The 13,079-nt window shown below is 49.5% G+C and carries 14 protein-coding genes, 2 tRNA genes and 1 rRNA gene; 11 read left to right on the top strand and 6 right to left on the bottom strand.

Features of this window, described 5'->3' with window-relative positions; all coding sequences use genetic code 11:
• The first annotated feature begins 123 nt into the window (after window positions 1-123).
• The 3 genes from rrf (at window position 124) to dkgB (ending at window position 1,339) form a co-directional block, all read left to right on the top strand.
• Window positions 124-239 (top strand): 5S ribosomal RNA (rrf, locus tag ABIE10_RS10110).
• 55 nt (window positions 240-294) lie between these two features.
• A tRNA-Asp gene (locus ABIE10_RS10105) sits at window positions 295-371 on the top strand.
• A gap of 164 nt (window positions 372-535) precedes the next feature.
• On the top strand, window positions 536-1,339 hold the full coding sequence (gene dkgB / locus ABIE10_RS10100) for a 2,5-didehydrogluconate reductase DkgB (RefSeq protein WP_429155464.1): 804 nt from the start codon (window positions 536-538) through the stop codon (window positions 1,337-1,339).
• Between the two features lie 20 nt (window positions 1,340-1,359).
• Here the strand turns inward: dkgB and yafC are convergent, their stop codons facing one another.
• Window positions 1,360-2,274, bottom strand: coding sequence for a DNA-binding transcriptional regulator YafC (gene yafC / locus ABIE10_RS10095; RefSeq protein WP_049282726.1), 915 nt, complete (start codon window positions 2,272-2,274; stop codon window positions 1,360-1,362).
• A gap of 104 nt (window positions 2,275-2,378) precedes the next feature.
• Between yafC and ABIE10_RS10090 the strand changes: the two genes are divergently transcribed.
• From ABIE10_RS10090 to ABIE10_RS10080, 3 genes are all read left to right on the top strand, one after another.
• Complete coding sequence (locus tag ABIE10_RS10090) at window positions 2,379-3,554, top strand: MFS transporter (RefSeq protein WP_103284442.1); 1,176 nt, start codon at window positions 2,379-2,381, stop codon at window positions 3,552-3,554.
• 131 nt (window positions 3,555-3,685) lie between these two features.
• Window positions 3,686-4,486 (top strand): endonuclease/exonuclease/phosphatase family protein, encoded by an 801-nt coding sequence (locus ABIE10_RS10085; protein WP_029139415.1) that lies wholly within the window; start codon window positions 3,686-3,688, stop codon window positions 4,484-4,486.
• 76 nt (window positions 4,487-4,562) lie between these two features.
• The gene (locus tag ABIE10_RS10080; protein ID WP_047357609.1) at window positions 4,563-5,333 is read left to right on the top strand and encodes a class I SAM-dependent methyltransferase; all 771 of its coding nucleotides are present in this window, start codon (window positions 4,563-4,565) and stop codon (window positions 5,331-5,333) included.
• A gap of 49 nt (window positions 5,334-5,382) precedes the next feature.
• Here ABIE10_RS10080 and mltD read toward each other — a convergent pair whose 3' ends face one another.
• Both mltD and gloB read right to left on the bottom strand, forming a co-directional pair.
• The gene (gene mltD / locus ABIE10_RS10075) at window positions 5,383-6,741 is read right to left on the bottom strand and encodes a murein transglycosylase D (RefSeq protein WP_029139416.1); all 1,359 of its coding nucleotides are present in this window, start codon (window positions 6,739-6,741) and stop codon (window positions 5,383-5,385) included.
• A 71-nt stretch (window positions 6,742-6,812) separates the two neighbouring features.
• Complete coding sequence (gloB, locus tag ABIE10_RS10070) at window positions 6,813-7,568, bottom strand: hydroxyacylglutathione hydrolase (protein WP_181626490.1); 756 nt, start codon at window positions 7,566-7,568, stop codon at window positions 6,813-6,815.
• A gap of 33 nt (window positions 7,569-7,601) precedes the next feature.
• Here gloB and ABIE10_RS10065 point away from each other — a divergent pair, with 33 nt between their 5' ends.
• Window positions 7,602-8,324: a class I SAM-dependent methyltransferase gene (locus ABIE10_RS10065; protein WP_047498505.1), complete on the top strand. Its 723-nt coding sequence runs from the start codon at window positions 7,602-7,604 to the stop codon at window positions 8,322-8,324.
• On the opposite strand, the gene rnhA is transcribed toward ABIE10_RS10065, so the two are convergent.
• A complete protein-coding gene (gene rnhA, locus ABIE10_RS10060) occupies window positions 8,321-8,788 on the bottom strand; it encodes a ribonuclease HI (RefSeq protein ID WP_016151805.1) in 468 nt (155 codons plus the stop codon). The genes ABIE10_RS10065 and rnhA overlap by 4 nt on opposite strands.
• A gap of 64 nt (window positions 8,789-8,852) precedes the next feature.
• Here rnhA and dnaQ point away from each other — a divergent pair, with 64 nt between their 5' ends.
• Window positions 8,853-9,581, top strand: coding sequence for a DNA polymerase III subunit epsilon (gene dnaQ, locus ABIE10_RS10055; RefSeq protein ID WP_029139417.1), 729 nt, complete (start codon window positions 8,853-8,855; stop codon window positions 9,579-9,581).
• Window positions 9,582-9,715: 134 nt separating this feature from the next.
• A tRNA-Asp gene (locus tag ABIE10_RS10050) sits at window positions 9,716-9,792 on the top strand.
• Window positions 9,793-9,946: 154 nt separating this feature from the next.
• Here the strand turns inward: ABIE10_RS10050 and ABIE10_RS10045 are convergent.
• Window positions 9,947-10,465: a hypothetical protein gene (locus tag ABIE10_RS10045; RefSeq protein WP_016155747.1), complete on the bottom strand. Its 519-nt coding sequence runs from the start codon at window positions 10,463-10,465 to the stop codon at window positions 9,947-9,949.
• A gap of 1 nt (window position 10,466) precedes the next feature.
• Complete coding sequence (locus ABIE10_RS10040) at window positions 10,467-11,150, bottom strand: winged helix-turn-helix domain-containing protein (protein ID WP_225622992.1); 684 nt, start codon at window positions 11,148-11,150, stop codon at window positions 10,467-10,469.
• Window positions 11,151-11,899: 749 nt separating this feature from the next.
• Here ABIE10_RS10040 and ABIE10_RS10035 point away from each other — a divergent pair.
• Complete coding sequence (locus tag ABIE10_RS10035) at window positions 11,900-12,448, top strand: fimbrial protein (protein ID WP_016155749.1); 549 nt, start codon at window positions 11,900-11,902, stop codon at window positions 12,446-12,448.
• Between the two features lie 69 nt (window positions 12,449-12,517).
• Window positions 12,518-13,066: a fimbrial protein gene (locus tag ABIE10_RS10030; protein ID WP_019076063.1), complete on the top strand. Its 549-nt coding sequence runs from the start codon at window positions 12,518-12,520 to the stop codon at window positions 13,064-13,066.
• The last annotated feature ends 13 nt before the right edge of the window (window positions 13,067-13,079 follow it).

Raw genomic sequence — 13,079 nt, 5'->3', positions numbered from 1 at the left:
CTAATGAACCGTGAGGCTTAACCTTACAACGCCGAAGGTGTTTTGGCGGATGAGACATCGAAATTCAGCTTGATTACAGATTACATCGACAGACCCGAAAGGTGTGTTGATAAACAGAATTTGCCTGGCGGCTGTAGCGCGGTGGTCCCACCTGACCCCATGCCGAACTCAGAAGTGAAACGCCGTAGCGCCGATGGTAGTGTGGGGTCTCCCCATGCGAGAGTAGGGAACTGCCAGGCATCAAATTGCAGTAAACCGGGATGAATAATCCGGGTAGTGACAAAGAAATTCGGTGGAGCGGTAGTTCAGTTGGTTAGAATACCTGCCTGTCACGCAGGGGGTCGCGGGTTCGAGTCCCGTCCGTTCCGCCACTTATTAAGAGCCCTGAGCTAACGCTCAGGGCTTTTTCTTTTCCAGCGATTTAATTATTGCTGAATCCGCAAAAATCCTCTGCATTTTTCACTCTTTTTCGGCAAAGAACTGATGGTCATAATCCTCTCAGTTAACGAACATAGTGATTAAAAAGAGGAATTCTATGACTATCCCTGCATTCGGTTTAGGTACGTTTCGCCTGAAAGACGACGTGGTTATCGCTTCTGTCAAAACGGCGCTTGAGCTGGGCTACCGTGCTGTCGACACTGCGCAAATCTATGAAAATGAAGCGGCTGTTGGTCAGGCGATTGCCGAAAGTGGCGTACCGCGTAACGAGTTGTACATCACCACCAAGATCTGGATTGAAAATCTCAGCAAAGACAAACTGATCCCAAGTCTGAAAGAAAGTCTGAAGAAACTGCGTACGGATTATGTCGATCTGACGCTGATCCACTGGCCATCTCCGGGCGATGCGGTATCCGTTGAAGAGTTTATGCAGGCGCTGCTTGAAGCGAAAGAGCAGGGGCTGACTCGCGAAATTGGTGTCTCAAATTTCACTATTCCGCTGATGGAAAAAGCCATTGCTACAGTCGGTGCAGACAATATCGCGACCAACCAGATTGAGCTGTCTCCGTATCTGCAGAGTCGTAAGGTGGTTGACTGGGCTAAAGCGCACGGTATCCACATCACCTCTTACATGACGCTGGCTTACGGTAAGGTGCTAAAAGATGAAGTGATTGCACGCATTGCCGCTAAACATAACGCGACCCCGGCGCAGGTTATTCTGGCATGGGCAATGGATGAAGGTTACTCCGTGATCCCTTCATCTACCCAGCGTGAAAACCTGGCAAGCAACTTGCTGGCGCTGGACCTGCATCTGGATACTGAAGATAAAAAAGCGATCGCGGCACTGGACTGCAACGATCGTCTGGTCAGCCCGGAAGGCCTGGCCCCTGATTGGGATTAATTGCCCGACCCTCTGTACCTTTAACCCTCTTTCACAGCTCCTTCGGGAGCTGTTCTTATATACTCACTTAAAAAGTCTATAAATGCCCGAATGCGTGTACTGACCGCACGATCGCTGTAGTAAACGGCGCTGAAAGGCATTTCTACCGGCAGACGTTTATCGGCCAGCAGCTCCACCAGTTCTCCCCGCGCGATCTCTTTATCAATCATATAATCTGAAAGACATGCGATACCATTGCCGCTCAGGCAAAGCTGTTTTAACGTTTCCCCGCTGTTGGAAGAAAGCCCACATTCGACCTCATGGAGCTGTCCGTCGCTACGGGCAATCGGCCAGGTATTGAGTGAAACGGGTTCGGAAAACCCCAGACACAGATGCTGCTTTAACTGTTCGACGGTCTCGGGCTTGCCAAAACGGGCAATATAGTCCGGTGAGGCAATAATCTTACGATAGCTGGTAAACAACGGACGCGCACGCAGGCTTGAGTCAGTCAGCGTACCTGCTCGTATTGCGACATCCACTTTTCGTTCAATAAGATTGATGAACGTTTCTGAGGAGACAAGAGACAACGTCATCTCAGGATATCGCTCACGGAACGGTTTGATTAGCGGCATCAGGAAATGCAGCATCACCGGCGTTGCCGCGTCGATACGCAGCAGGCCGCGCGGGGTATTGCGCGACTCCATGATTTCCGTTTCTGCTGCTGCCATCTCTTGCAGTATCTGCTGCACACGCCTGAAGTAGCGTTCTCCTTCTTCAGTCAGGCTTAGCTGTCGGGTAGTTCGATTAAGCAGACTCACACCCAATTTCATCTCCAGCTTTTTTACTGCCCGACTGACCGCGGAATTAGCCTGACCGAGTTGTTCTGCCGCCCGGCTGAAGCTGCCGCTTTCCACAACGGCCACAAAAATCGCAAGTTCTTCAGAGGTTGCTTTCATTTTTGCACCTGACGCAAAATTATATTGAGATTTTGGATATTTTTGTTATTAAAGCATCCCGGCATACTGCGTGTCATCTGATTACTGATGTTACGGAGTTATTTATGCCTCTCGCTTTATTTGCACTAACAATAAGTGCCTTCGCTATTGGCACGACTGAGTTTGTGATTGTTGGCCTGGTGCCGACCATCGCTCAACAACTGGCGATCTCGTTACCTTCTGCCGGGATGCTGGTTTCAATCTATGCGCTGGGTGTGGCGATTGGCGCACCGGTACTGACCGCTCTGACCGGAAGCCTGCCACGTAAAAAGTTGCTTGTCGCGCTGATGGTCCTGTTTACGGCGGGGAATTTACTGGCATGGCAGGCACCCGGGTATATGACACTTATTGTCGCCCGTCTGCTGACGGGGCTGGCTCACGGCGTATTCTTCTCGATTGGTTCCACTATCGCGACAAGTCTGGTGCCAAAAGAAAAAGCGGCTTCCGCTATCGCTATTATGTTCGGTGGCTTAACGGTGGCGCTGGTCACGGGCGTGCCGCTGGGTACGTTTATCGGCCAGCACTTTGGCTGGCGTGAGACTTTCCTGGCAGTATCAATGTTAGGTGTGATTGCGCTGATTAGTAGCCAACTGCTGATCCCGGCTAACATTCCTGGTCGAGCGGCCGCCAGCATTCGCGACCAGGTGAAAGTGCTGACTCATCCTCGTCTGTTGCTGATTTACGCCGTTACGGCATTGGGCTACGGTGGTGTGTTCACGGCTTTCACCTTCCTGGCACCGATGATGCAGGATCTGGCGGGCTTCTCCCCGGCAGCGGTGAGCTGGATCTTACTGGGTTACGGCGTATCAGTCGCTATCGGCAATATCTGGGGCGGTAAGCTGGCGGATAAGCATGGTGCGGTTCCTGCGTTGAAATTCATTTTCGCCGCGCTGTTTGTTTTACTGATGGTCTTCCAACTGACGGCTTCCACGCAGTACGCCGCGCTGGCTACCATTTTGGTGATGGGGATCTTTGCCTTCGGTAACGTACCGGGGTTACAGGTCTACGTGGTACAGAAAGCGGAACAATTTACGCCCAATGCTGTTGATGTGGCGTCAGGGCTGAACATTGCAGCGTTTAACATTGGTATTGCACTGGGTTCCGTGATTGGCGGACAAACGGTCGAGCATTATGGGTTGGCGCAGACACCATGGATTGGTGCACTTATTGTTTTGGTGGCTTTCCTGCTGATGGGGCTGAGCGGCCGTCTTGATAAGCCCACGCACGTTGCTCTGGGGTAAATCATTGATGTAAGCGCCCACTTACAAAACAAACTGCAATTGTTCGTTGAAAGTGAGTGCTAAAATCCCTATAACAGAAGAACCAGTCCGGCTGCGGACTGGTTGACGTTACAGAGGTTTGAAAGTCTAAAGTGCGAAAAAACACCTATGCCATGCGTTATGTTGCCGGACAACCCGCCGAGCGGATTTTACCGCCGGGCTCGTTTGCGCATATTGGCCAGGCATTACCCGCAGGCGTACCGTTGAGCAGTGAAGATCGCATTCGCGTGCTGGTATGGAATATTTTTAAACAGCAGCGAGCAGAATGGCAGTCGGTGCTGAAGAATTTTGGCAAAGACGCGCATCTGGTGTTATTGCAGGAAGCGCAAACCACACCAGAACTGGTGCAGTTTGCGACCACTAACTATCTCGCTGCCGACCAGGTTCCCGCCTTTGTGCTGCCTCAGCACCCCTCTGGCGTTATGACACTCTCCTCCGCCCATCCTGTTTACTGCTGCCCATTGCGCGAGCGTGAGCCTATTTTACGGCTGGCGAAATCGGCGCTGGTGACGGTGTACCCGTTGCCTGACACTCGGTTGTTAATGGTGGTGAATATCCACGCGGTTAACTTTAGCCTTGGCGTTGATGTCTATAGTAAGCAGTTACTTCCCATTGGCGATCAGATTGCTCATCACAGCGGTCCGGTGATTATGGCCGGCGATTTTAATGCCTGGAGCCGTCGACGGATGAATGCGCTGTACCGCTTTGCGCGTGAAATGTCGCTGCGCCAGGTGCGCTTTACCGACGATCAGCGCCGCCGCGCGTTTGGTCGTCCTCTCGATTTTGTGTTCTATCGCGGTCTGAACGTGAGTGAGGCCTCTGTGCTGGTCACCCGCGCCTCCGACCACAACCCGCTACTCGTTGAATTCAGTCCCGGCAAACCTGAACAATAACGGTGTGTCAGGTCTGCCGTAGGGCAGGCCTGTGATGGTTGCCCTTCATATTTCACAACAACCGAAGGACAACACAATGACAACACGCTCTCATCATGACAACGTCGAAAAACAGTTTGGCTCTCAGGCTAATGCCTACTTAACCAGTGCGGTGCACGCCTCTGGTCGTGACTTGCAACGTCTGGGGGAAAGGTTGTTGGCATTTCCGCAGGCCCGCGTGTTGGATATGGGATGCGGAGCGGGGCACGCCAGCTTTGTGGCCGCGCAATACGCAAAGCAGGTAGTGGCATATGATTTATCGTCGCAGATGCTTGACGTGGTCACTGAAGCGGCAAAGGACAGAGGTCTGGAGAATATCGCCACACGGCAGGGTTATGCTGAAAGCCTGCCGTTTGAAGATAACGTATTTGACGTGGTGATTAGCCGCTATTCCGCGCATCACTGGCATGATGTCGGGCGTGCGTTGCGAGAAGTGAACCGCATTCTCAGGCCCGGCGGCGTGTTGATTGTGATGGATGTGATGTCGCCAGGCCATCCTGTACGTGACATCTGGTTGCAAACTGTGGAGGCGTTACGCGATACCTCGCACGTACGCAACTATTCCAGCGGAGAATGGCTGTCGTTAATCAACGACGCCAATCTGATTGCCGATACCTTGTTAACCGATCGTCTGCCGCTGGAGTTCAGTTCGTGGGTGGCGCGGATGCGCACGCCTGCAGCGTTGAGCGACGCGATCCGTGTATACCAACAAAGTGCTTCTGCGGAAGTGAAAGCCTATTTTGCGTTACAGGAAGATGGCTCGTTTACCAGCGACACGATAATGGTTGAAGCACATAAAGCGGGATAAATAAAAAAGGCACTGGGGGGAAACCAGTGCCTTCATTTCTACAATGCTATCAGGAGTCCGGCATACCGCTGTTTTTCACAAACAACGTTAGCTGATCGCCTGGCTGCAGATTGTTCGTATCGCTGTTCCAGCGCATCACATCCTTGATGTTAACCCCGTGGCGTTTGGCAATGCTCGAGAGCGAGTCGCCTTTACGCACACGATAGGTGATGCTATCGCTGTTGTTCGCCAGTCGCTGTGCGCTGGTACCAGCGCCCACCGTCAGATTTTGGCCTACTTTCAGCGATGACCCGCGCAGATTATTCCACTGCTTAAGGTCATTGGTGCTCACGCCAAGACGTGAAGCGACGCCAGAAAGCGTATCGCCAGAGCGAACTTTGTAGCTACGGCTGTTCAGCGGCGTGTTATCCGCAACCAACGTTGACTGCACGGCTGCAATTTCGCCTGAGGCCAGAGACTCACGCAGCTTCTCTGCATGCTTCTTTGGCACCATCACATATTGCGGACCACTGGCACCCAACGTGGAGCCTTTCACGCCTGCATTGAAGGTTTTCAGCTTGCTGACGGAAATACCTGCCATATCGGCAACCTGAGCCATTTCAACCGGGCTACTCAGGCGAACACGTGCCAACGCGCGGCTTTCGTCTGTTGTTGGCAGACGCACGCCATAGCGTTTGCTGTTTTTGAGTATATCGCTCAATGCCAGCATTTTTGGCACATATAGCTTCGTTTCCTGAGGCAATGGCAACGACCAGAAGTCAGTGGGTTTACCACGGGCTTTGTTCGTTTTAATTGCCTTCATGACACGACCTTCACCGCTATTATAAGCAGCAACGGTCAGCAGCCAGTCGCCATCAAACATTTTGTTCAGACGCTGCATCATGTCCAGTGCGGCGGTGGTGGAAGCCACAACGTCGCGACGTGCATCATAATTGCGGGTCTGTTTTAAACCATAATTGCGCCCCGTGCTCGGAATGATCTGCCAAATACCTGCGGCATTGGCGCCAGACGTTGCGTGAGGATCAAAAGCGCTCTCCACTATGGGTAGTAGTACCAGTTCCATTGGCATGTTACGTTTCTTAACCTGCCCGGCTATCCAGTACATATACGGCTCTGCCCGTAAAGTTACATCGTGGAGATAGCTCTTATTGCGTAAATACTTCTGTTTCTGTTCGCGAATCCGGTTGTTTTCCGGAATTCCCATCTTTAGCTCGTCACCAATGAAAGCCCACAAATCTTGATCAGCAGCGATAGATGTTCCGTCGTCCATCCATCGCGCCTGACTTGTAAACTTTCCTGCTTCCCCTTGACCAGCTGCAGAAAGGCTCTGTGCGTGTTGTTGGACGTTACCAGTATTCTGGCACCCAACAAGCAGGACAGAGGCGAGTAATATCGCTTTTGCCTTCATGTGTGTGTCAATAGTTGCTTAAAAGACGACCGATCATAACGGCGAAGTTTTCAAAAGGCAACCCGCAATTGTCAGAACGTATCTTTCTTTGACCTTAACCAGGCAAAACGCTCTTCAGGTTGTTGCAATATTGTTTTTTTATTTATTTCATTAATTAAATCAATATCTTCTGTTCTTAAAAAAAGATTATTTCGTCGCTCATTTTTCAGAATTACGGGGAGTGTCATTTGTTTTTTTACGCGTAACTCATTAACTTTACGATAATATTCATTTATGAACGGATCGTGCGGAAGAATGCTTAAAGCAAACTTCATGTTTGCTAATGTGTACTCATGTGCGCAACAAATCAATGTATCGTCAGGAAGTGCGTTTAGTTTTTTAAGTGATTGATACATTTGAGATGCTGTGCCTTCAAAAAGCCGACCGCAGCCACCGGAGAAGAGCGTGTCGCCGCAAAACAGGTAAGGGTGGCTAAAGTAACAGATATGTCCTAAAGTGTGACCCGGCGTAGCAATTACCGTAAATTCATGCCCCAAAACGAGTGCAATATCGCCATCTTCGACTACATGCGTCGTTCCCTTATCTTGCGTTTCAGCCGGTCCGTATACCGCGATTTGTGGGAAATGTTGCAGAAGTTCTTTCACGCCGCCCACGTGATCCTGATGATGATGTGTCAGCAGAATGGCCTCGGGAACCCAGTTATGTTCTGCAATAGCTTTCAGAACAGGTGCTGCTTCACCCGGGTCCACAATCAGACAATGTTTGTCATTATTCGACAGGACCCAGATGTAATTGTCCTGAAATGCAGGAATACTGTTAAGATTCATAGATTACCTCTCAATGCGTAACGGAAGGTTGTGATGAAACCGGCAAGGATCCCTCAAACTGTCATAGCGCCCGTTAGTTGGGATGATTTGCCCTGGGGCGAACACTATCGTCAGGCGCTGGAGCATCAGCTTAACCCGTGGTTCGCAAAAATGTACGGATTTCATCTGCTTAAGATTGGTAATTTAAGCGCAGAAATCAATTCTGAAGCGTGCGCGGTTTCTCATCAGGTAAATGTTTCTTTGCAAGGCGCTCCCATGCAGGTGACTGCCGATCCTTTACATCTGCCCTTTGCCGATAAGTCCGTGGATGTTTGTTTGTTGGCTCATACGCTGCCGTGGTGTTCCGATCCACATCGCTTACTGCATGAAGCCGATCGCGTGCTTATTGATGACGGTTGGTTGATTCTGAGCGGCTTTAACCCGGTAAGTCTGATGGGATTGCGTAAACTGGTGCCCGTATTGCGTAAAACATCGCCCTACAACAGCCGGATGTTTACCCTCATGCGGCAGTTGGACTGGCTCTCATTGCTGAATTTTGAAGTACTGCACTACAGCCGTTTTCATGTCCTGCCCTGGAACAAGAAGGGCGGGAAAATGTTAAGCGCCCATATCCCTGCGCTGGGCTGTTTGCAACTGGTGGTTGCGCGTAAGCGAACCATTCCGCTTACGCTCAACCCGATGAAACAAAATAAAAGCAAAACGCCTATCCGCCAGGCCGTTGGCGCAACCCGGCAATACCGTAAACCAGACGTTTAAGCCTCAGCCTGATACCCAATATCATCCTGAGTGGGACGCATTGCAGCAGCGCGCGCAAGCTCATCACAGCGTTCGTTTTCCGGATGGCCCGCATGGCCTTTAACCCATTCCCATTTGATTTGATGCGGCCCCAGCGCGGTATCCAGACGTTTCCACAGATCGACGTTCTTCACTGGTTTTTTATCTGCTGTTTTCCAGCCGCGCTTCTTCCAGTTGTGGATCCACTGCGTAATGCCCTGGCGCACATACTGGCTGTCCGTGCTGAGTATCACTTCACACTGTTCTTTCAGGGCTTCCAGCGCAACGATTGCCGCCATCAGCTCCATGCGATTATTGGTGGTGAGGTTGTAGCCTTCGCTAAAGGTTTTTTCGCGCCCGCGATAGCGTAAAATCGCCCCATAACCACCTGGCCCTGGATTTCCCAGGCAAGAACCATCGGTGAAAATCTCTACCTGTTTAAGCATCTCTGGTAGACTTCCTGTTTTAGCAAATCGAAATCAAACGATAAGTCTGACATAAATGACCGTTATGAGCACTGGAATTACACGACAGATCGTCCTCGATACCGAAACCACCGGTATGAACCAGATTGGCGCCCACTACGAAGGCCACAAGATCATTGAGATCGGTGCGGTTGAAGTGGTGAACCGCCGCCTGACCGGGAATAACTTCCACGTTTACCTGAAACCGGATCGGCTGGTGGACCCGGAAGCGTTTGGTGTACACGGAATCGCAGACGAATTCCTGCTTGATAAACCTACGTTTGCCGATGTGGCCGATGAGTTTCTCGACTACATCCGCGGTGCGGAGCTGGTCATCCATAACGCATCGTTTGATATCGGCTTTATGGATTACGAATTCGCTAAGCTCAGGCGGGATATTCCGAAGACAAACGAATTCTGCAAAATTACCGATAGCCTGGCGCTGGCGAGGAAAATGTTTCCTGGCAAGCGCAACAGCCTTGATGCGTTATGCTCACGCTATGAAATAGACAACAGTAAGCGAACCCTGCACGGCGCATTGCTCGATGCCCAGATTCTGGCCGACGTTTATCTGATGATGACCGGTGGGCAGACCACGATGGCGTTCTCGATGGAAGGTGACAGCCAGCAGCAGAATGATACGGGGATCCAGCGTATTGTGCGACAGTCCAGCAAACTACGCGTTGTTTTCGCCACTGATGAAGAGTTAGCGGCCCATGAGTCGCGCCTTGACCTGGTGCAGAAGAAAGGCGGAAGTTGCCTCTGGCGGGCATAGTTTGTACGTTTTCCGTATGGAAATGACCATTCGGGTGATTTTTGCAGCAAACGATTAAAAAACGTGAGAAAAAGCGTTGACGAGGCGTGAGGCAATCCGTAATATTCGCTTCGTTCCCAAGCGGAACACAACGCGGAGTGGTAGTTCAGTTGGTTAGAATACCTGCCTGTCACGCAGGGGGTCGCGGGTTCGAGTCCCGTCCATTCCGCCACTATTCAGAAAGCCTGAATCAGAAATGATTCAGGCTTTCGTCGTTTTAGCCCGCCACAATAATAATCTCATCATCACACTTTATCGACCACGTCCGTGCTATCGGGCAGGCAACACATCAGGTCATCCTTAACCCGACGCATATCCAGGGGCAATCAACCTGCGAAGTGATTCATCACGCAGGCGAAACGGGGGGAAAAGTTATCGCCGATAAGCACCGTTTCTTCATTCAAGTGCTTTAGCATATACAGCTTGTCGGCACGTTCGTAAGCGTCGAAGAAGAGATAATCGACTGCATCCGTTGCTTCATCATCGGGGGATTTTTCACGTCCGTTGGGAGTGAGCATGAAAACACCGGCGGTATGGCCGAGTGGTCGGGCATAGCGAAAGAACAGTTTTCGGTTCACAGCAAACTCGCCATCATCACTTTTGAGTTTCCCTTGTACTGACAATGAAAGGTGTCCGGAGTTGTAGCTGGTAATCAGCATTATTCCATGGAGTACCTTTTTTGTATCCTGGATGTCGAGTATCGACGTGAATTCCGAGGAGCAGGAAAAACTGATTTCTTGTTTTTTCGCATTCCCGGCGATAATAAAAAAAGCGATAGCCGCCAGCCCAAAAATGGCAATCACGACTGACCATAGTAAAGGAGAGTGATCGCTTTCTTGCTTCATATCATTCCTCATGATGGCGATACTGGCTGATGCAATGGTAATAGCCGAGGTTCAGCCCGCATTCAGCGGCAAACGACCACTCAACCAGATTATGGTTGCTCGCCCAGGTATTGAGATACAGATCTTTTGGGTACGAACAGTCGGGGTTAATGCCCACGGACTTGAAAATATCCAGCGCTTTCTTTTCGGTTATGGTATCGGTGAGGGCGTTTCCTAATATATGTACACGGCATTGTTCATAGTCGATAGTCCGCAGGATAGTCGCGTCCGTCATGGCGATTTCATTGGGAATCCATGTTAACCACGCTGTCGCCAGCACGGCGATACCGGTAATTAACGCGGTTATCGCGACAGGCCAACGGCTTTGTTTCTTTTTGTTGAGCGTCGATGCAACATTGGCAATTCTGGCGGGAGCTTGCGCTTCTTCCAGTTGCTGAATATTGATATTAACGTCGCCCATCCGAAATCCCATCCGCGGAATTGTGACGATGAGTTCTGCAGGATGACCCGTAGACGTTATTGCTTTGCGCAGAAATGAAATGTGCTGATTGAGATTCGCATCCGTCGCTCTGGCGCCATTATGCTGAAAAACATTCAGCAGAATTTCATCACGCGAGGATATCTCTTTACCATTTTGCAACAAATAGAGCAGTAATTGTGTTGCCACATTATTCAATGTGGCCATTTCACCAGATGCCAGGTCTTTTAGGGTATTTTTATGTGGTCTGAAAACTAAGCCATCACCAATAATTACGGATTTAATTTTGTTTATTGGTATATGAGAAATCACTGATGTCTCCTTTAAAGCAGGATATCTCGCATTCGAGTGGGTGAAGCAATAGCATAACATAATTCATTTATAAAAAATGGTTGTACCATAGATCGCTTTATTAATATTCATATAACAATATTTTAATATCTCTTATAGAATCCTCTTTTCTCCTTCCTCTCTTTCACTATCTTATTGTCATTACTCGCTTTTGATATCCAATTTCATTTTTACAAAAATTTCATAAATACATTTTGCCTGTTGTTCTGGCTAAATAAAAAAATAGTTGATAGATAAAAACTCTATAAAAATGCTGAATGATAGATATTAACACTGGCTACGTCGTGATTTTTGGCGGTTTTTTAGGTAAACGATCGCTGTGCAGACAGTGTGACAACATGATTCCCTGAGTTTGATTAATACCGGATTTTTGCATTGTGTCATTTTCCCGTCGACTTAATATAAGCCCCGAAACAGCGTAAACAACTGTGGACGGTATTTCGGATGGAATACCAATGAAGTTCAAAATACGGGGCGGCTTGAGATGGATTGTTTGCAAGGATATGCGCTACCGCCACCTGCAGATCAGGATTCCCGGACATAAATTATCTGCGGAAATAGATCTTCGGAATAACTAAAAAACAGATATAAGGTTAAGTAGTAATATGAAAATGAAAAACGTGGCTGTGGCCTGTGCGCTGATGGCGGGAATGACTTTTACTGCCTCTTCTGCTTTTGCTGCAAAAAATGTCGAACCGACTAACGGTAAAATTCACTTCACCGGTTCTCTGGTTAATTCCGCATGTGGTCTGGCACCAGAATCCAGCCCGGTACAGGTTAATTTTGGTGAGATCCCAACTTCTCAGTTAAAAGACAACCAACGTGCTGGCGTTAAGCATGCCAAAATCGTTCTGCAGGGCTGTGATACGACCGTCGCGAAAACAGCCACTGTGACTTATACCCCGGCAACGATTGATACAGACAACAACGCGCTGGCTGCGTTCACTTCTGGTACTGCAAAGGGTGCGGGCATCGGTATGATTGACAGTGGCAACCAGGACGTGGAATGGGGCCAAGCCGCCTCTCAGGTCAACATTACCGATGGTGAAACCGACATTGATTTCGTCGCTTACCTGCAGGCAAACAACGCATCTGCCGCGGTAACCCCAGGTGATTTCGAATCTACCGTTAATTTCCAGATCGACTACCAGTAACGATCTGCAGCAGGCGCATTAACGCGCCTGCTTAACCCTTCCTGCGAATAACTGAAAGGAAATGCGGTGATGCCTGGATGGCGAATTTTACTGCTTTTTATCTTCATATCGCCTGCATGGGTTTTGGCTGACACCAATCGTCTTGTCAGTACGCCCGGCAAAATGCGCATGCGCGGAAATATTATTGAGGCTGCCTGTTATGTCGATCCACGCGACCGGTCGCTACTGGTTGAATTTGATGATCTCTCAGCCAGAGATATTTCCGGAAAACCAGAGAAAGTATCAGCGCATGATTTCAGCATTCATTTGTTGGGATGTTCATTAGGGGATTCTCAACACCCCGGGAATCTGTTTCAACGCGCCAATATTACCTTTTCTGGTGCACCGGATAGTGACAATCCTGATTATCTAAGCGTGCAATCGGAAACTGAAAATTTAGCGATAGAAATATATGACAGCAACGGACAGCAAATTCATCTGGGTGAGCCATCACCGGACTATGTGCTTAATCCAGGGAAAAACACGCTCAATTTTACGGCTTATTTGATCTCCCGCGACGGAAGAATGACATCTGGCGAATTTACTGCGGTCACGCATTTTGTTGTGAATTATCTCTGAGCTGCACTGCAAT

It is taken from the genome of Citrobacter sp. 506 (assembly GCF_050434985.1).
Lineage (GTDB): Bacteria > Pseudomonadota > Gammaproteobacteria > Enterobacterales > Enterobacteriaceae > Citrobacter > Citrobacter braakii.
Note: the sequence above shows the minus strand (reverse complement) of the source record. Positions and strands in the feature narration are given on the sequence as shown.

Bases quoted from the DNA above. Each gene is read 5' to 3' on its own strand.
- dkgB (WP_429155464.1), top strand. From the start codon at position 536: ATGACTATCCCTGCATTCGGTTTAGGTACGTTTCGCCTGAAAGACGAC.
- yafC (WP_049282726.1), bottom strand. From the start codon at position 2,274: ATGAAAGCAACCTCTGAAGAACTTGCGATTTTTGTGGCCGTTGTGGAA.
- ABIE10_RS10090 (WP_103284442.1), top strand. From the start codon at position 2,379: ATGCCTCTCGCTTTATTTGCACTAACAATAAGTGCCTTCGCTATTGGC.
- ABIE10_RS10080 (WP_047357609.1), top strand. From the start codon at position 4,563: ATGACAACACGCTCTCATCATGACAACGTCGAAAAACAGTTTGGCTCT.
- mltD (WP_029139416.1), bottom strand. From the start codon at position 6,741: ATGAAGGCAAAAGCGATATTACTCGCCTCTGTCCTGCTTGTTGGGTGC.
- gloB (WP_181626490.1), bottom strand. From the start codon at position 7,568: ATGAATCTTAACAGTATTCCTGCATTTCAGGACAATTACATCTGGGTC.
- ABIE10_RS10065 (WP_047498505.1), top strand. From the start codon at position 7,602: ATGAAACCGGCAAGGATCCCTCAAACTGTCATAGCGCCCGTTAGTTGG.
- rnhA (WP_016151805.1), bottom strand. From the start codon at position 8,788: ATGCTTAAACAGGTAGAGATTTTCACCGATGGTTCTTGCCTGGGAAAT.
- dnaQ (WP_029139417.1), top strand. From the start codon at position 8,853: ATGAGCACTGGAATTACACGACAGATCGTCCTCGATACCGAAACCACC.
- ABIE10_RS10045 (WP_016155747.1), bottom strand. From the start codon at position 10,465: ATGAAGCAAGAAAGCGATCACTCTCCTTTACTATGGTCAGTCGTGATT.
- ABIE10_RS10040 (WP_225622992.1), bottom strand. From the start codon at position 11,150: ATGGCCACATTGAATAATGTGGCAACACAATTACTGCTCTATTTGTTG.
- ABIE10_RS10035 (WP_016155749.1), top strand. From the start codon at position 11,900: ATGAAAATGAAAAACGTGGCTGTGGCCTGTGCGCTGATGGCGGGAATG.
- ABIE10_RS10030 (WP_019076063.1), top strand. From the start codon at position 12,518: ATGCCTGGATGGCGAATTTTACTGCTTTTTATCTTCATATCGCCTGCA.